Source organism: Ktedonobacter sp. SOSP1-52, from assembly GCF_016587395.1.
In genome coordinates, this window is sequence record NZ_BNJH01000001.1 from 667736 (window position 1) to 685473 (window position 17738).

Annotated in this window: 15 protein-coding genes and 1 tRNA gene; 7 read left to right on the forward strand and 9 right to left on the reverse strand. The window is 51.0% G+C overall.

Annotation, left to right across the window (positions count from 1 at the left end):
• Window positions 1-503 precede the first annotated feature (503 nt).
• Entirely contained in the window at window positions 504-3707 is a 3204-nt protein-coding gene (locus JMJ16_RS02965) for a BTAD domain-containing putative transcriptional regulator (protein ID WP_201378281.1), read from the reverse strand.
• Between the two features lie 478 nt (window positions 3708-4185).
• Here JMJ16_RS02965 and JMJ16_RS02970 point away from each other — a divergent pair, with 478 nt between their 5' ends.
• The 7 genes from JMJ16_RS02970 (at window position 4186) to JMJ16_RS56690 (ending at window position 10798) form a co-directional block, all read left to right on the forward strand.
• Window positions 4186-6735 (forward strand): NB-ARC domain-containing protein, encoded by a 2550-nt coding sequence (locus JMJ16_RS02970; RefSeq protein WP_201378283.1) that lies wholly within the window; start codon window positions 4186-4188, stop codon window positions 6733-6735.
• Window positions 6736-7167: 432 nt separating this feature from the next.
• On the forward strand, window positions 7168-7410 hold the full coding sequence (locus JMJ16_RS02975) for a hypothetical protein (protein ID WP_201378286.1): 243 nt from the start codon (window positions 7168-7170) through the stop codon (window positions 7408-7410).
• 88 nt (window positions 7411-7498) lie between these two features.
• The gene (locus JMJ16_RS02980; protein ID WP_201378287.1) at window positions 7499-7714 is read left to right on the forward strand and encodes an Os1348 family NHLP clan protein; all 216 of its coding nucleotides are present in this window, start codon (window positions 7499-7501) and stop codon (window positions 7712-7714) included.
• Between the two features lie 60 nt (window positions 7715-7774).
• Window positions 7775-7845: transfer RNA gene (locus tag JMJ16_RS02985), tRNA-His, on the forward strand.
• 256 nt (window positions 7846-8101) lie between these two features.
• Entirely contained in the window at window positions 8102-9100 is a 999-nt protein-coding gene (locus tag JMJ16_RS02990; protein ID WP_201378289.1) for a hypothetical protein, read from the forward strand.
• A 487-nt stretch (window positions 9101-9587) separates the two neighbouring features.
• A complete protein-coding gene (locus tag JMJ16_RS02995; protein ID WP_201378291.1) occupies window positions 9588-9866 on the forward strand; it encodes a hypothetical protein in 279 nt (92 codons plus the stop codon).
• A gap of 365 nt (window positions 9867-10231) precedes the next feature.
• Window positions 10232-10798: a GNAT family N-acetyltransferase gene (locus tag JMJ16_RS56690; RefSeq protein ID WP_201378293.1), complete on the forward strand. Its 567-nt coding sequence runs from the start codon at window positions 10232-10234 to the stop codon at window positions 10796-10798.
• Window positions 10799-11152: 354 nt separating this feature from the next.
• Here the strand turns inward: JMJ16_RS56690 and JMJ16_RS03005 are convergent, their stop codons facing one another.
• The 8 genes from JMJ16_RS03005 to JMJ16_RS03040 all read right to left on the reverse strand — a co-directional run bounded on the left by JMJ16_RS03005 (window position 11153) and on the right by JMJ16_RS03040 (window position 17410).
• Window positions 11153-11893: a hypothetical protein gene (locus tag JMJ16_RS03005; RefSeq protein ID WP_201378295.1), complete on the reverse strand. Its 741-nt coding sequence runs from the start codon at window positions 11891-11893 to the stop codon at window positions 11153-11155.
• A 259-nt stretch (window positions 11894-12152) separates the two neighbouring features.
• Window positions 12153-12899, reverse strand: a complete 747-nt coding sequence (locus JMJ16_RS03010) for an alpha/beta fold hydrolase (protein ID WP_201378297.1) — start codon at window positions 12897-12899, stop codon at window positions 12153-12155.
• 171 nt (window positions 12900-13070) lie between these two features.
• Entirely contained in the window at window positions 13071-13232 is a 162-nt protein-coding gene (locus JMJ16_RS03015; protein WP_201378299.1) for a hypothetical protein, read from the reverse strand.
• A 36-nt stretch (window positions 13233-13268) separates the two neighbouring features.
• Entirely contained in the window at window positions 13269-13586 is a 318-nt protein-coding gene (locus JMJ16_RS03020; protein ID WP_201378301.1) for a hypothetical protein, read from the reverse strand.
• 240 nt (window positions 13587-13826) lie between these two features.
• On the reverse strand, window positions 13827-14708 hold the full coding sequence (locus JMJ16_RS03025; protein WP_236601157.1) for a serine hydrolase: 882 nt from the start codon (window positions 14706-14708) through the stop codon (window positions 13827-13829).
• Window positions 14709-14744: 36 nt separating this feature from the next.
• The gene (locus tag JMJ16_RS03030; RefSeq protein ID WP_201378303.1) at window positions 14745-15248 is read right to left on the reverse strand and encodes a pyridoxamine 5'-phosphate oxidase family protein; all 504 of its coding nucleotides are present in this window, start codon (window positions 15246-15248) and stop codon (window positions 14745-14747) included.
• 905 nt (window positions 15249-16153) lie between these two features.
• Window positions 16154-16639: a hypothetical protein gene (locus JMJ16_RS03035; protein ID WP_236601158.1), complete on the reverse strand. Its 486-nt coding sequence runs from the start codon at window positions 16637-16639 to the stop codon at window positions 16154-16156.
• Between the two features lie 246 nt (window positions 16640-16885).
• Window positions 16886-17410, reverse strand: a complete 525-nt coding sequence (locus JMJ16_RS03040) for a GNAT family N-acetyltransferase (protein ID WP_201378305.1) — start codon at window positions 17408-17410, stop codon at window positions 16886-16888.
• Window positions 17411-17738: the final 328 nt, after the last annotated feature.

Below are 17738 nucleotides of genomic sequence, written 5' to 3' on the forward strand. Positions count from 1 at the left end.
CATACACGAAGACCCGCAGGCATACCCAAGTTTCGTTTTCTTTGCTCGCTCCTTGGTGCTCGTGGCAGTACAATGAGGACAGTTCATGAGTTATGTTCTTCGTTCCATCAGAGCGCTGAGATCAGCATACCAGAAAGATAACCCCTGTGCCAAGATTGTGTTTGAGGTCTGACAGAACCAGGTAACGAAGCATATCACTGCATAAGATGGAGCTCTGCCAAAACCTGTTTCAGGAGATCATCAGAGATAGGCGGATCAAGCAGTGAAAAGCAGCTAAGAGAGCTTTAGGGAGGGTAGCAGCAAACTTGATAAGCATCTAAGAGTCCACAATCTTATAAGAGTAGTAAGTGGATATGGCAGGATTATATTCTCTAGCCACAAACACTGTCAAGGAAGAGCATGGGAGAAACAGGGCTTTCAGTTACGAAAATCAATGGTAATTTCTGAAGGGATCGCATCCGAGCGAGGAAGCTGGGGATGCGATCCGAGGAAAGCGTATATATCTATCCTTGAGGGCTGACCAGACGTTGGTACAACTTTTGGATCGGGGGGCCAGGCTCCACGCCTAATTGTTCATAGAGTATTCGGCAACTGCGTTGGTATTGCCGCAGCGCCAGATCGCGCTTGCCCTGACGCGCGTAGCAACGCATGATGCCATAATGAGCTGTTTCCAAGCAAGGATCAAGTGTCACGAGATGCTGCCAGTGCTGGAGGCTTTCCTCCCAAGACTCTCGACGCCAGGTGATAAGCGCAAGCTGTCGGCGCGCCTCCATCAGTGATTGATGCAACTCGTCACGCCGGACGTTGCACCAATCGCTATACATTGCTTCTGCGTACTTTCCACGATACAACTCTATCATGTTTTGATACGCTTGCTCTGCTTTCTGGTCATCATCTTCTTCAAGGGCTGCTTGGGCAGTCAGCCTCTGTTCCTCAAAGAGAGCAACATCATACCAAACCTGGCCATACACAGCCTGGATTTGTAATTTATAAAGGTTTGCTTGATAGGTCAAAGACGACTCACCAAGTGCTTGACGTATGCAGTACACCGTCGAGCGAAATGCCTGATTCAGGATTTTCCCTTCTTCAGCTTCTGGCCAGAGTGCTGCAATAATCCGGTTTTTGTGGAGAGGCTCTTTGCTCTCTAAGAGAAAGAAAAAGAGCTCAAGTGCTCTGGCTCTGCCCCAGCTCGTCACTGGGCGCCCATCAAGCACAACTGCTGGCTCCCCAAGCGCGTAGATACGCAATCGCTCGGCTGGCAAAACACTCAGTTCAGTATGTTCTTTCGACCTCTGCTCTTCTTGCATGAGCGGCAGCAGATAGGGATAGGTCTGAAGCTCCTCCTGGATACAGAAAGCGTGGGTATCACCTGCATTGAACAGGTTGACTTTCTGTACAACAGCTTGAGCAAACCCAGGTTGCCTCTGCATAACTCTGCATGCAGCAAGCCGGAGAAGGGCCTGCATATGCAGCCATTGTATGCCACTTTCACCAGTGAAGCCTACCACTTGTTCAAGGATGGCTGAGGCTTCTTCATATCGTTCTTCAGCCAGAAGAAGAGTTCCCTGCACAAGTTGGCGGGAAACGCTCTCGTAACTATGAGTCTCCTGTTCCTGTACAACCATCTGGTCAAGCAGAGATTGAGCTGTATACCTCTCGTTCAGTCGAAGATAGGTCAGGGCGAGCATGCCTAAGGTATCATTAAGCAGGTATCGGTCTCCTAATCGACGCGCTATATCAAGCGCTTCTTGCAAGTAACCCAATGCCTGTGGAATGCCTGAGCGTAGCAAGGCTAATTCACCACTTCCCACCAATGCATAAGCGTAACTGCTCAGAAAACGAGGCGTGTGTTGGGTAAGGTTCAAAATACTCTGGAAAGCCGTTTCCGCCTCCTCTAGAAGACCCTGGCGTAGTTTGAGCAAGCCAAGGCCAATAAGATTATTGATGATCTTTTGTGGCTGACCATATTGATCCTGAAGGACACGTAGATATTGACGGTGGTGCTCGGCGAGAATATAGTTTCCTGCCCACATATAGGCGGTGGCCAACTGGTGATGCAGTTCTCCAGCAAGCTCGACATCATGTTGAACATGGTAAAGTTGGAGCGCTTGCTGGAAGTGAGCGATTCCTTCATGCACAGGCTGACCACTTACCATACTACAAATGCCACATTGCTGATGGGCCAAGAGACGCAATTCTCTCTCATCAATAGGCAACCATACTAACGCCTCCTGAAAATTCTTTTGGGCCAGAAGGTGAGCTCCTTGCTGGAGAAAGAGCTTCCCTTGGGCGAGAGCAAGTTCAGCACGTATCAATGGCTGTTCCGATTGTGCGAGGAGAGCAACCAGTCGCGAGCTTTGATCAAAGCAGGAGCGAGCACGTGCCGCATCTCCTCGTCGTAAATACGTGTTTATCTGGATGAGGAGGAGGCGTGGAGCATTCTCCAGGGTCTGTGGAGAGAGACTATCTACTCCGCGCAAAACAAGTTCACTTTGCCCTTGCTTCAGCAGTGACGTACTCCCTTCCAAAAGAATCTCCATTATTAGATCATCTGCCTGAGCAGCTAAGGCATGGGTGAGAGCAGACTGATAGTCATAGGTCTGAGAGTAAAGGCAGGCGATACGGCGATGTAAAGCGCGGGCAGTTTCAGGTTCATGCTGGCAAAGCTCTTCTTGAAAGAGCTGGCGCAAACTAGGTTGGTAATGATAGAGACGTTTCCCAGCTTCAAGCGTACAGGTAACAAATAATCCCTGACGCTCAGCCTGCTCAAGCAACTCTGCTGCATTGGATGTGTTCAAGAGTGCATCACAAAATACTGGTACGAGAGGGTCCAGAAAAGATGTCTCTTTGAGAAATGTGTAAATGGGGGCTTCATCACCAAACACCTCGCTGACAACAAAGGCGAGAAGGTGTTTGCGGTCGATAAACGGGGTGATGTGGGTACCCTCGGGTACGAAAGGGAAGGCTTCAAAGGAAGTGGCACCAAACCGCGATGCCAGTAGCATCCCAGCGATCCACCCATCAAAGGTCGTCGCGATCTGGATAGCCTCTTCTTCTGAGAAGTTGGGGACGTTTTGTATCTGGGCGAGTGCACAGACCTCTTGAGGAGAGAAACGCAGGCTTTCCTTTCCCAAGCCACATACCTGTCTACGTGCAATAAATGATGCTAATTCCAGATCTGGTACAGCACGACTCTCGATGATAAGCATACACTGGGGGGGAAGATGCTTCAACAAATGATTCACAAGGTCCTTGATAAACGGGTGGTCATTGACTTCTTGATAATTACACAAACTCAGTATCCAGCGCTTCGAACGGATGGCACGCATTTCATCAAGCAACGCATCCATAATCCTCATAAAGAAGGCTTCATCCTCTACCTCACGCTCTTTTAGCAACGTGTCCAGCTGAGAGGCAGTAGCTGGGAAGTATTGGTGGAGCGAAGATACAAGGAGTGTGAGAAAGGTTAAAGGATGTTGGTCAGCACGCTCAAGCGTTAACCAGCAACAAGGCAATGCCAGGTGCCTGATGGTATCAGCCAGGAGCGTTGTTTTGCCGTACCCTGCTGGTGCACAAAGCAGTATCAGACGATATGAAGATAGTGCGTCATTTGGGCTCAGGGCTTCGTCAAGCACCCGTGTAAGCTGCTCACGATGCAAAAGCCCTGATGGCAACGGTGGGGGAAGTATCTTCTGTAAAATATTCATCTACATCTTGACCTCTAATTGTTGCTGGTTTCAGCTTATGTACCAGGAAAATATCTGTATATACTTATAATGAGTAAGGTTCACAAAGATTGCTTTTGTTTTTGCTAATGTAACGGACTGCCAGAGGGCAAAAAAAGTTAACATAAGAACCTTGCCACTCCGATACTGGCCTACATATCCATGACCATGCTTGTGAGGCGGTGTCATGGATACGTAGGCCAGTTGTCGGTCAAAAAACAGCCAGTTTTTCGGCTCGTGTGTGGCAACATTTGTTACTAACAAATCAGGCACCAAATGAGCAGTAATGTCCTGATTTTATCGTAACAGTTAGCTACTTATTACGTTAACAAAAACACGCTTTTCTATGTTTCAATTTTAGCTTATATATAACTCAAAAACTAATAACACTGGTAACAAATGGTGTATCATATGTATCATATGAAATGAATGTAGCGACTGACAGAGAAGGGACTCTCTTGTGAGGAAAGAAGGAACCCATTCATCTCTCCGCCTGAATCTCGTTGAGGTTCGCCGTCGACACGGATTATCGCAAGCCCAACTGGCAGAATTAGTGGAGACCACACGCGTCAATGTGAGTCGCTGGGAACGGGGGGTAAGTACACCTAGACCCTATTACCTCGCAAAGCTCATCAAGATCTTCGGTGCAAATGAGTGTACTTCGGCATTTGCTTCGAAACCACAAGAACAACAGGAACAGGATGTTCAGCCAATCTTTGATGCTTCAATTCCTATCACCGCAACGGATCTCTACTACGCGACAGGTAGGGAGGAAATTCTCAGCTGTGTTCTCTCACAGATCACTCAAGACGAAAAAGTATGTACGTTAGTGGGTTTGCCGGGAATTGGCAAATCGACGCTCGCCGGTTTAATCGCGGTACATGTTCAGCAAACGAATCTCTTCCCTGACGGTATCCTTTGGGCCGGTCTGGGCAGAGAACCACAGATTCAGGCAACGTTGCAGCGATGGGCTGGCCTCCTTAGAGTATCTCAAGAAGAGATAAGCACCCTCCACACAATTGAAGCATGGACCACCTGCTTACGTCAGCATCTCTACCATCGTCGTATTCTTTGCATTATCGATGATGTGTGGAACCTGAGTGATGCTCATGCCTTTCTTTTTGGTGTTCCCCAGTGTGCCTTTCTCATTACGACCCGTTTCCCAGCCATTGCACGCGCTTTGACGGTGAAACAGACGCTCGCTCTGCATGAGCTCTCAGAAACGCAAAGTCTGGACTTTCTTCGAAAGCTTATTCCCGACCTCATTGATTCCTCCCCTGACCTCATTACTCAACTTATCAGAGATGTAGGTGGGCTTCCGCTTGCGCTCCATGTGTTTGGGCACCACCTCTCTACCCTGACACATGGGGGATCTCAACGCCGTCTTCATACTGCCCTCCAGCAAATCAGCCAGGATGTCACTTACCGTCTCTCCCTCACCTATCAGGCACCCTCATGGAAAACCACGTGGCCTGAGCAAGAGAACGCCATGATTTCTCTGCAAGCAACCATCGCCATGAGTGAACAACATTTGCCTGACAAAGCCAGAAAAGCATTGCAGGCTCTTGCCGTTTTTCCTGAAAAGCCTCAGACGTTTTCGGAGGATGCCGCCCTCTTTGCCTGTGAAGGGACTCCTGAAGAGACTCTAGATGTCCTCGTCGATAGTGGGCTCCTCGAAGAGGTCGCTCCCGATCGCTATCGCATCCATCAAGTTATCGCCGATTATGCTCAACTTCAAGGCCATAGTTTCGCTGCCTCCATGCGCTTGCTCCAATGGGTTGAGCGCTTTGTCGTGTCCCATGTGACCCACGATCAGCGCTTAGAGCAAGAATTTCCTATCATTACGCAGGCTCTGGAACAGGGATTGCGCGACCAGAGGTATCAACAGGTCTTTTCTGTGTTTATGCTCATCCACCCCTTTCTTATGCGCCAGCGTTTCTTTCTCATTGCAGAACAGTGGCTGCATCAACTTCAACAAGCACCATTCGCCATCGAGAACACAGAAGTTATGGCACGGATTTGCTTCTATCAAGGAGTGATTGCAGACAAACAAGCTCAGTTCCAACAAGCAGAACACTTGTATACGCAGGGCATTGATCTTGCACGCACCCTCCACAACGATGAACTTCTGAGTGTGCTCCTCATCCACCGAGGCAGTATCATTATTAATAAACACAGTTTAGAGGCAGAGTGTTTCCTGGTAGAAGGATACAAGCTCATCGAGCACACTCCTGCTCACATGTATCAGAGTATCGCGCTCCGTTGCCTGGGGGAGATCGAAGACTGGAAGGGAAATGCGCAACGTGCGAACGAGTACTATGAAAAGGGTTTAGCGATTGCACGTGCTGTCCACAGTGACGACAATCAGAGCGCTCTTCTCCAAAATCTGGGTGTAAAAGCAGCGCGCCGTGGTGACTATGAACGAGCAGACAGCTTGTACCAGGAGGCACTCCACATTGCCAGGAAACAACATGATGTGGTGAGGCAGTGCGCGCTCCAGATGAATCTTGGGATGCTTGCCTTTCATCGCAACCAAATCACCCAGGCCATAGACATCTCTCTCGAAGCTCTCCGTCTTGCACAAATGAGCAAAAACAAGAATCGCATAGGTTTGGTACTGCAAAACCTGGGGATTTTTGAATGTGCGCGAGATCAGTATTCACAATCTCATGCCTATTTCCAGGAGAGTGCTGATCTTGCTCAAGCCATCGGCCATGAGTGGTTGCTCTGCGAAACACATATCGAATGGAGCTTTCTTTTGCTGCGTCAACGTCTATGGTCCCAAGCCTATGAAAGGCTCACGCAGGCCCTGCAAGCGGCTCGCGACTTACAAGCGCCTCTTTTGATCGCACGTGCCTCCTTTGGCATGGCTCAAGCAGAAGCCCAGCGAGGCAACAGAGACAGTGCGTGTCAGTATGCACGGGAAAGTATCCAACTTTTTTTGCAGACAGAATATAGCGACGTACAAGTTGTTGCTCGATGGCTTGAGACAATAGAAGACAGCTATTGATTCACAGGAGGCTTGCCTCCCCTGAAGGCTCCATCCAAGCCAACGCTGTTTGATGTTCAGAGTGGCGTTGTGGTCTTGATGCAACTGAGTGCCGCATTCACTAGAATGTCAGCGCTCTGAAAGTTTCTTCTTGATCACAGTGCCGCAACCACTGCCTATCTGACTGATCATACGAGAGCCAACCTTTATCCCCTGAATAGTAGCCTTGTACTCGTACATGGCGATGAAGCGACTCCACCCAACATCCCCTATCCTCTTGTTCAAACCCGATTTCGCGATGGCTTCATGCAGCCAGTATGAAAAGATGGTGAACACCCCTGCGCATGCATACCGCACACCTTTCGCACACCCTCCCTGCTATGCTTTCTTCAGACACAACGATCACAAACGATCACGTAGTTCATAGCAGTGAAAAAAAAGAAGGTCAACAAGATGGATCACATTCAGAAAGCATCAACGCTCTTTCTGCAACCAACCAGCAATGCAAAACACTCTTTGCTTCTCCTTGAACTGTGTTGCATCCTGCTCTTGGCGCTGCTTCTGCTGGTTTGGCAAAGCCACGTATTTCACCCATTGACCCAGTGGCACACCATCCTCTTCTCGCTCCAGCATGGGTCGTTGGCGACGACAGGTGGCCCCTGGGGTGGAGGAGATAGCGTCACTCCTTATGTGTGAGTGAGGAAGCACTCTTAGAGGGCATACAGGACATCTGTACGAATAGTCTATCGCATGTATGTATACAAACTCCCAAAAGGTAAACAATATGTCGTGGACAATGATCAACAAAATCTTAGGCTTAGCGATGATGGACCAGGTCTTTGCAGACCACTTGCTCAAGGAGCCACAGAAAGCTCTGGAAGCCTATGGCATTCAACTGCCGCCAGAGGAAGTAGCGATTCTTTGCGCATGCCAGGCTCAAACCATCCCAGAGTTAAGTCGGCAATTGATGGAGAAACTCGGCCCAAAAGCCCTTCAATAAATGCAGCGGGGTCAATGTCAGTTGGTCTGGATGACCTTGTGGTGCAAGACCATACACGCAGGCACCTTCCTCTCGTGGTTCAGGACCCTCTTGGTGAAGAGAGCGGACAGGTTCGATTCCTGTATGTGCCTATTCGCAATTGCCATGTTGCGGAAGCTGTTTCTGTTTGGACAGAGTTGCAGACCACTCTTGGTGGAGAAAGGAGAAGAAGAACCCGCCGACGCTCTCAGGATGAGGCATCATCCGTGAGCACATCCCTTGAAGAGTTACGACTTCGACAGTTCTCTACCACGTAGGGAGCACTACCTATGCGATTTGTGTTCAGTTGCATATCTGGCAGGATGCCGAAAACGGCTGCCAAGTACAAGAAAGAAGGATCTCACGTTTATGAAACGTTCTCGCTTCAGCCTAAAAGTCCTCTTCCTGGCCCTGATGCTGGCCATCTATAGCCTTTCTCTGGGAGCAGCACCCACCCTGGCTCACACCAGCAAAGAGGCCAGTGGCACCGGTCGCGGCCCTGGAGGGGCACTCACAGCCATTGGCAAGGCGCGCCCCTTTCCCATCGATGTGGCCGCCATCACCGCAGCCAAGCTTTCTGGCAAAATACACGCCAATGCTCGCCAGAGCAAGCTGACTTCCATGGCCAGTTACGCGGGCTCGCCTCCCTCGTACGACTACCTCAATACCTCGTACGCCGACTGGATCCTTGAGCCACCTTCCAGTGGAAAAGACGCGAAGGGATATAGCTATGTAGATGGTCTCTTCGGGCTGTTCTGTGGACCCGGTGCGGCAACCGTCTCGCTTGACTACTGGAATAATGTCAATACTCGTGCGATTGGCCTTCATGCCTATAGCACTCCCAATACCACCACCTGGTGGGGCGACTCCAATCCCGGTGGATTAAAAGATACGGCCTACATGATGTATCTCGCGACCCAGGTTAACCCACCATCTTATGTCTCACCAGGAATGATGACCTGGGCGGGAAATAACACCACCACCTACCTGCAGGATCTTGTCGATGCCATGAACTGGGAGAGCTCCAACCACAGCAGTACCTGGCAAAGCAATCCTTTCTATCTCATCGTCTCGAATCCAACCTTGTCTCAGCTACAGGCAGATGTAACAACAGACATCTACAACAATGGCATTCCTCCCGTGGTTCTCGTCAACGACGCCTATCTCCCCGACTGGGCCAATAGCCCCTACAAGGGCCGGGGCCACTATGTCTCAATCATTGGCTACAATAACGCGGCTGGTACCTTCACCTACGAGGAAACCTGTGGCCCTGCCACCTGTGGCACCTCTTCGTATGGACAGCACACCATCTCGCAGCAACAGTTGCTCAATGGCATTCTCAGCTATGGTGGTGCCCTGGTCTGGTAATTCCCACTCATAGACAGCGAGCGAGGTGAAGCATCACAAGTATGCTTCACCTCGCTCACGTTTGGTATCAGAAGGGCTTAGTTGGCTGGAGATGCGTCTTCCTCTCGCTCGTACTCACCTCTCCCTGAGCTTGCCTCACTTTTGTAGAATAGTGAAATCTTCGGATATACTCTTCTCGAAGGAGGAAAGAGATCATGCAGAAAAAGCAGAAGACCTATCCGCCCGAATTGAAGCGGGAAGCCGTGAGACTGGCACTGGGATTGACCCGCTTTAGAAGAGTACCTGAAGAGAAGAAGGAAGAATATCTCTTCTTTTGCCGAGGAAACACGAACCGAACAAAAACCTTGAGTGTTATCTGCACAGGTGAGGGTTGCTCTCTCAGTTTGAAATGCAGATGCGTACCCTGGCGGCCGATTATGGTCAGCTCCTGCAAGATAATGCCTCCTCTGAGTCTATAGTATAGGAGAAGAACCAGGAAAAACAACGTGTGATTGGTTTATTTTGTCGAGGGCGTATCAGTGAGGAAGATATTGATCAGCAGCTGGATGAGATTGAGGTGGAAACACAGAAGATCCGCGAACACCTGGCCCAGTTGCAGGAGCAGTGCTCATTGATGCAATCACATTCGACTTCTCTTCAGACAGCTGAGGAGGTATTGCACACACTCCAATGTCGGCTGCATGAGCGGCTTGAGCAGCCCTTATCCTGGAAGATAAAGCGCCGGCTTCGTGATATTGAGAGGACTTGGTGGCTCTACAGAGAGTAGAGCGCACAAGGCGTGTTTTTTGTCACCTACCTCTTCCCTAAAGGGAAAAGGCTTGCCCTCAACTCAGTGGGAAGCCAGGGCTTCGGGGGTGGATGACCTGATGACCTTGTTCAGCAGCGTACTGCTTTCGGGTCCATCCCACTGGCAGTGCCGCCAGTATAGCACTTTGCGGGTACGATCATCGCACAAGCCGTTTCTCTCTCAAGGGTGCTTTTCGGTGCTCCCGCCCGCATGGCGTAAGGAGGGTTCTACTGGACTCTTCTCATTGGGGATCAGAAAATCGGAACCCCTGGTGCCCAAGCCCTAGAAAAGGACCCGCATTCTCCATCGTCCCCTCAAAGGGGACAAGCATCCTGGCTCGGGTCTTGTGGGGCCAGGGCCTCGCAACGGAAGCAGCACTTGCCTGTCGTAACTACGGATTCGACCACCTGAGCCTGCCGCGACTCAGTGCGCTCATTCATCCTGAGAATCTCGCCTCGCGCCGCGTGGCCGAGAAGATTGGCATAACTCTGCTCAGGCCGATCCCGCATCGCGGCAGAATCAGATGCCTCTATAGTATGGAGCACCCGCAGGCTAAGTGGTCAGACATCACGTCTTGCCGCTCGCTTAATCACGCGCATCTGAGGGTCAAAGAGTGCCTGTTTGTTGCTTTTATGCATTTCAATATAATGAGTCCCTCGGTGAATGTAGCAAGGGTAGGGGCATTCAATGAAGCGACATCTCGCAATCTTTCTTCTCGCTTTTCTTCTTGGCCTGGTGATCTTCTTCCAGATGAGCCAACCATCGCAACAAATCCTCATCTCCTGGCAAATTCTGTACTCGATGCAGAGCCATGGTACCCGCCTTCTCGGCAGCTTTACTATGTCTCAATCATGGAGTGTGACCTGGAGATGCACATCATCCTTCACGTCTACATTGACCCTTCAGATTGATGCTCGGCAAGGGAATTCGCTGCAGGAAACCGAGCCTTGTGATGGAAATGCAAGTAATGAGCCTATCCAGGAACCAGGGGCCTTCTATCTTGCAGTGACGACTGAGGGAGCGTGGATACTTCAGATTCAAGAAAGCCCTGTAGAATATGAGACCATAACAAACTGGGGTTATCACACAGGTCTCTGTGCCTGTATGGCTGGGAGAGGCCAGATGACAGAGAGGGGCTTGAGCCCGTCGCAAGCCACGTCGTTTTAATGGCAGTGGTGGGGTGATTATAGCTAAGCCCTTGCTCTCCTTCCGTTAGGTTGTGTCACTATCAGACTAGAAGAACTCAGATGAACGAGAACAGTTTTTTACCACAAATGAGCCAAGTCCGAGTACTGATGGATAGGAGGGCGTTCGCAGAAAATCCCAGTGGTGAATGCATCAGCATATCCAATATTGAAAACGCTTTTAAGATAGGCCCATCTGTCTGTTGACTTTCCATGAAAGCGTATCTGCATCCATTGTCCAGGTAAAAGTGGAAACTTTTTTGGTTGAAGACGACCTGAAGGCTGCGCTGGCCTTTCTAGCCAATGGGGAGGAGAGAATGGAGCCTTGCCTGAATAGAATTCTATCTGTAACAGCTCGCCTTCGACTCTCAAACTCAGGGGAGTCCGCGCGACAACGATGCGAGGATTGCCGTATTCAAAGTGCCGAGTATGATCTGGCAGGTGCGATTGTTGCGTAAACCAGTGCTCGTAGTCTGCCCCTTCGTAGTCTTTTCTTTCATGGTAACGACGTACAAAGGCTCTGCGGGGATCGACATATGGAGAGAACAGCGTACGATCTGGCAGGCGCGATTGCAGTGGAATCCAGAACTGATCATATGGTTTTTGGTAGTTGTTCCATTCATCGTAATGTGTATGGTGGTAATAGATATCAGCAGCTTGATGTTCGACATTTCCTGGCACACCAGGACGCTTCCCTGGCAAAGGAAGCGTTTCTGGCAAACAGTTGCGCGTGCCGGCACTTACAGCTTCGCGAGTGCGTTTGGTCCATTCCGTTGTAATACATTGAATGAGTATCAGCCGTGAAGGAGCTTGATAGCGCATAGACGCTTCCTTTTCAAGGGTCGTAAGGGGCTTTGGTTCTCTATCATCTTCTGTGCAAGGAGACACAATTCTTGAGGGGCCGCTTTTGAGAATTCACTGTTGGAGTCAATTAGGGTAAACCACTTTTTCTATGCACAGGTCTAGCACGGAAGATGACGAGAACCATTTCATGTTGTATTTTATACACAAATCGAGCATTAAACTATAAAAAGGGTCAAAGATATGATATTTGTGATCCTTTACCTGACTGCCACTTGATTTACTCGCGCGTCAAGATAAGGAGGCGCTGCACGGCCTGCTCATATGCGGCTGGCACCTCCACCATCGGCGTGTGGCCTGAGTCCAGCAGACGTAATTCAGCGTGTGGCAGGTGTTCTACCAGGAACTCGGCGTGAGCAATCGTTCGCGCCTGATCATGTGTCCCATGCACGACTACGGTGGGCATCGTAAGCTTTGGCAGGTTACCCGCCAGGTCGACCACAGACTGGCTGGTGAGCACTTGCAGGGCCGCTTCACGCGATACACGACCAGCATAGGCGAGGAGACGTTGCATCAATGCCTGCTCCGGCTGGTAATAGAAGCTACGGCGCAAGAGACGCTCGTGAAACTCCGTCCCTCCGCCCGCCTCTATGGCCTTGATGATGCTCGTTATATCCCCATGCCCATGGGTATTGGCTCCGGTATCGATCAGTAGCAGACCGCTCACGAGCGAAGGTTCGGTGAGCGCGGCGACCAGCGCGATAGGGCCTCCGGTTGAATGTCCCGCGATCAGAGCCGGGCCAAGGTCCAGTTCACGAAGGAGCGCGGCGACCCGCCTTCCAAGTGTTGGAATGTCCCACGGGCCGGGAGAGGTCATCCAGGATATAGGCAGGAGTTGCAGGCCTGGAAAGAGTGTTTCATCCAACAGGTCAAAGACTTCGGGCGAACAATAGGTCCCCGGTACGCAAAGCAGGACCTGGCATCCCGTGACGGGCTTACGGGTTAATTCAAGATGAGACGAGAACATAAAAGAATCTCCTTCTCGCTTAAAGCTGTAAATCCCAACATGAAACGGCTCTCCCGCCATTTCTGTGAGGGAAGAGCTTATCATTGAGGGGCGGTACACTGCGGTCGATGATGGGAAAGGTATAGAAGGGTATGGGCCTGGCAGATTGCAGAGAAAGCTGCATTCTCGAACTCATCGACCTCCAGAGGTGTGAGCAGGGAGACCAGTACATGAACGCCTGCCACGCGCATGGCAGTAACGCGCATCAATCAGCCAGTCGCCACTGCGTGGGCGGGCCATCATGCTGATGCGCCCGGCAGACAGTTCACAAAGAGAAGACAATTGTGTACCCATGCTGGATCTCCCTCTTATATGAGATGTGATTGAAGCCTATTTTAGGCTACCCCAACGCTTCTCGCGTGCTCGCTGCTGATGAGCCTCGCGCCGCCGATGAAGGCGCCTCAGCTTTTTTCGGCTATCGAGCACCTCTCTGCGAATCCACGTATGACGATCAAAGCGGCGATACGCGATCTCGATGTCGTCCCATGAACCAGCAAAGAGCGTCTGGTCGGGACGCTTCATGTGCGGGGGTGGAGAATACTGTGGAGTATCCCAAGCTCGCCTATCGGCCTTGGCTCCATACCATTGGCGAATCATGCCGACGCTACGGATACGGCGAAAGTAACGGGGAAGATAAGGAAATTTCAAGTGACTCCTCCATTCTGCACGAAACATTCGTGCTAAGGAGGATGCCTACGTTCAATCATGGAGGCCTTCTTTCTGGTGCTAGAAGTGCTCTTCCTTAGTATCGCATATTTGCGGGCAACAATCTAGATGGCGTGAGCAGCTAGATGAGAAAAGCGATGAGCAAGTACGAAGGCAATTAGGACACAATATTTTCGTGCGAGTAGAAGGGAAGAAATGATGAGGTGCTTCATGTCGAACACTCTACAAAAACGGGGTAAGCTCAATCTGACCAAAGGCCAGATAGTCATCAATGGTCGAAACCAGTCCTCCCGCTCCAGACGGAAAGGCTGGCGGACGGCTCCATTGACCGCCCACAGCCTTATCATACACGGTCAGCTTCCCACTGACAGGATCACGCCAGTAACTGGTGGTGAGCCGATCGAGCGATGCCTCCGGCACGCGGAAACTGGTATCCCGCATGTCGAGTGGCTCGAAGATTCGCTCGCGCAAGAACGTCTCAAGCGGCTGGCCTGAGGCGCGCGCAATGAGAACGCCGAGCACGTCGGACCCCGTGTTGTACATCCACTGCTCACCCGGTTGGTGCATGAGTGGAAGCCGCCCCAGGCGACGTATCCATTCATCAGGTGGAGGCATCTGCGATGGGCTCGGCGGCCCCATGCCAATCTGCTGGTCATTCGAGGCATTCAGGATTGGGTAGGCATCCGGCGGCGCCATCAGCTGCCCGAAGCCCATGCGGAACGTGAGCAGGTCACGCACGGTGATGGGTCGCTTCGCGGGGATAGTCTCGTCAAGCGGCCCATCGAGACGCTTCAACACCTGTCGCTCGGCCAGTTCGGGAAGCAGAACGTCCACCTGCTCGTCCAGCCGTATTTTACATTCCTCCACCAGGATCATGGTCGCCACGGCGATGATGGGCTTGGTCATGGAGGAGATGCGAAAGATGGTATCGCGTTGTATTGGGGAGCTCTGATCGAAGGTCTGCGTCCCAATGAGGTCCACGTGAACCTCGCCCCGCCTGCTGATCAGTGTGACGAGACCGGGCACTTCTCCGCGCTCAACATATCCAGCCATAACATCATGCATACGCAAGAGCCGTGCCTTGGACAATCCTGAGATGCTCATTGCCTATTCCCTCCATTCTGCTTCATTTATCCGGAGTCAGAACTGATGACGTGTGTGGCTGAAGGTGCCCTTAGCGAACGCAAGAATCTTGCTGGGCTTGACCTCGAACACGAAGGCCATTCCACCATGTTTGTGGTGAAGGCCGCCGCCTCTCCCCTCGTATTGCCATCGCCCGTCCCATTTCGTGGCCCATGCTGAGGCAAGGCGTTCGAGCAGGTCATCGTCGGTGATCCGGATAGCGTCGCCCTCAACCACAACATCGAGCCCTGCGTCCCAGTGATTGCAACCAGTCATCAGGATCACACGCGGGTTCCTACGTAGATTCAGGGCCTTCTGTTCGGTAGCACCGGTGGTGAAATAGAGAGTCCCATTGAGCCACACGGCAACCAGAGGAGTCATGTGGGGGCGACCGTCAGCCCGGACGGTCGAGATCCAAAACAATTCGGCGGTTTCGAGCACACGACGTGTCTCATCCCATGGCGTGGCAACCGCGTCCGGATCGCTGAAGCGCGGGTCGATGTTCGTCACGGGTTCGTTCATGAAAAGCACTCCTTTCAATTGTTGGGTGATGGGAAAAGGTAGGTCGCTTTTCCTGTTTCATCTCACTGCTATACTACTCTCAGCATTAGGGATGTAGCTTTGCTCATCGAGTCACAAAGCGCGTCGAGCAGGGTCTCTTGAGAGAGCATACCATATGGACCCGAAAAAACTTCTTCTCGCTTGCTCATTTTGCCACACAAGGCACTCCCCTCGTATTGCCAAACAAGCTCTCAGTACTACAGCCCCACTTAGCGAGGTATGTATGTTACGAAGTGGCTTCGTAGGCTTCTTCTTTGTAGAAGACTTGTAACGCGGCAGTGAGCTTGTGGAGCCACTCCACGTTTTAAGTGGGGCTGTAGTACTCAGACCTTGGGGATTTTGGATATCTGCTCCCCCAGAAGTATCTGCATCTAACTGAAAAACAGGGTTCTCTCATAAATATCCAGTCTTCAAAATTCTGTGTTTCAAAAAGAAAGCAGCTTTACTACAGTCGAGAGAAAGAGCAAAACTGAGCTTCCCCCCGTTTTTGTGGCTCATCCTCATGTTCATGCCCCCTCGGTAACATCAGACACATTTCTTGATAGATTTGCTTCTCATGCTGGGCGGGAAAGGTTTTGGTTAGTATATGCTACAGTTGAGAACGCAAGTTGTGGATGAGCCACAAAAACGGGGGGAGGCTCAGAGTTATCATGCTTACTCTCCAATAGCGCTGCCCTCTACCTCGGTTGTATCGATGCTTCTGTTTGATCCCCTTTTATGGGAGACGTATGGACGATCTTTGTTCCTGCTCGCATCCGAACGTAGACTATGCCTACATACACCACATCATAGATGAACGTGGCGACATAGAGGAACGGCAAGAGCACAGAATGGTGCCAGGGTGCGGAACACAAATAGAAGGCCAGCTACGCACAGGCAGTGCCAAGGAATTTGCACAAAGCGATACTCATCGATTGGCCACGTAAGGAGCGGCGACGAAACAGCATAGTAATGAAGAGTATCGACATCATCAGATTTTGCCCAAACGCAGCATACACTCCTGAATCATGGAACTCAAGTGTGACCAGGAGCACTGCGAAGAAACTGGTGACGAGTGCCAGGCCCAACAGAGTATAAAAAGTCCTCTTCAACAGATTGAGAAATTCCCTGGGGCCATAATGGATCGTCAAGGCAAAAATGACGGCGTCCAGGACGAACCAGATGAGATTGACAATGTGTTGGATGAGTTGAGGCGGAAGAAGAAACGAGAAGATACATTCCCAGGATATATTGGCGCAGAGTGCAATCAGGGGCATCCCATAGGAGCGGTCGCGCCTGCTACGTAGGATGATCAAAAGGTAGGTAATAGTCCAGAAGAGGCCCGAACCGAGCATGAGGAGGGTAAAGTACATTTTGATATCCCTTTCGTGGGCAAACTTCGTGCATTAAGAACTGTCTTTTACCCACATTTTACAATTGATAGCATGTGCGAGCTTGGAAACGCTGCTGATAGGCGTTCATTTTCAATGGAAACGGTCTGTGCTCAAGCTTGCTTTGTAAAATGTGGGTAAAAGACAGGGCTTTAGCCATGGGGAGGATGTCAATAAAGTCCTACTCTAGAGCTTTCTAGGGCATACCCCTGGCGTGTCGCGCGAAGCTTACTCGCCGCGCAACTTGCTATACAACACCTGGTCGTGCCAGTCCCCATTACGCCACTGGGCTTTACGCAGAACGGCTTCGCGCGTGAAGCCCGCCTTTTCCAATGCGCGTTGCTCCGGTCTATTCGTAATGTCCGTTATCGTTTCCACGCGGATGATGGGAAAGGTCGCGAACAGGTAGTCCGTCAGGAGGCGTTGCGCCTCGACGCCGTAACCCTTCCCCTGGTGATCGGGGTGCAGGCCAATGCCAATCATGTAGACTCTATTTCCCTCGCCAGGGCCATGGCTCGTCGTATGATAGCTGAGGCGACCAATAAGTGTGCCATCCCATGTGGTCGCAGCCAAACGTCCGAAGCGATTGCTCATCATCCCATCCTCGTCGAAGTCGCGCTCCATATTACCATATCCATGCATGCCGAAGTTGTTGAATTCACCCACGAAGTGGGGATCATGGCTCCAGGCTTCCAGTGTGTCCAGGTCTTCCCGCTTGAAGGGGCGCAAGATAACCTTTTCTCCTCGTAACATATCGTACTTTCCTTCCCTGGCTGTACTAGGCCATCGAGTACTAATGGACCGGATTACAACGCTAGCGTTTCCCAACGGAATCTAATGCCCTTTTCCTGGGAAAGCATCATTGCCGTGTTTCAAGAACACTGCCGCCCCACATTCTACCACTCCACTAAACTGGGGAACGATCACTGATTCACGCCAGGCGAGATAATAATAGTCACTTTGAAACTCAGCATAATCTGAACAATATACCCCTACTTCTGCCCAAATCTCACAGGGGAACCGCAGGCTGTTCCGCTTAGCTGAACAATTGAACGCCTCACGCTTGCTGAGATATAATTTT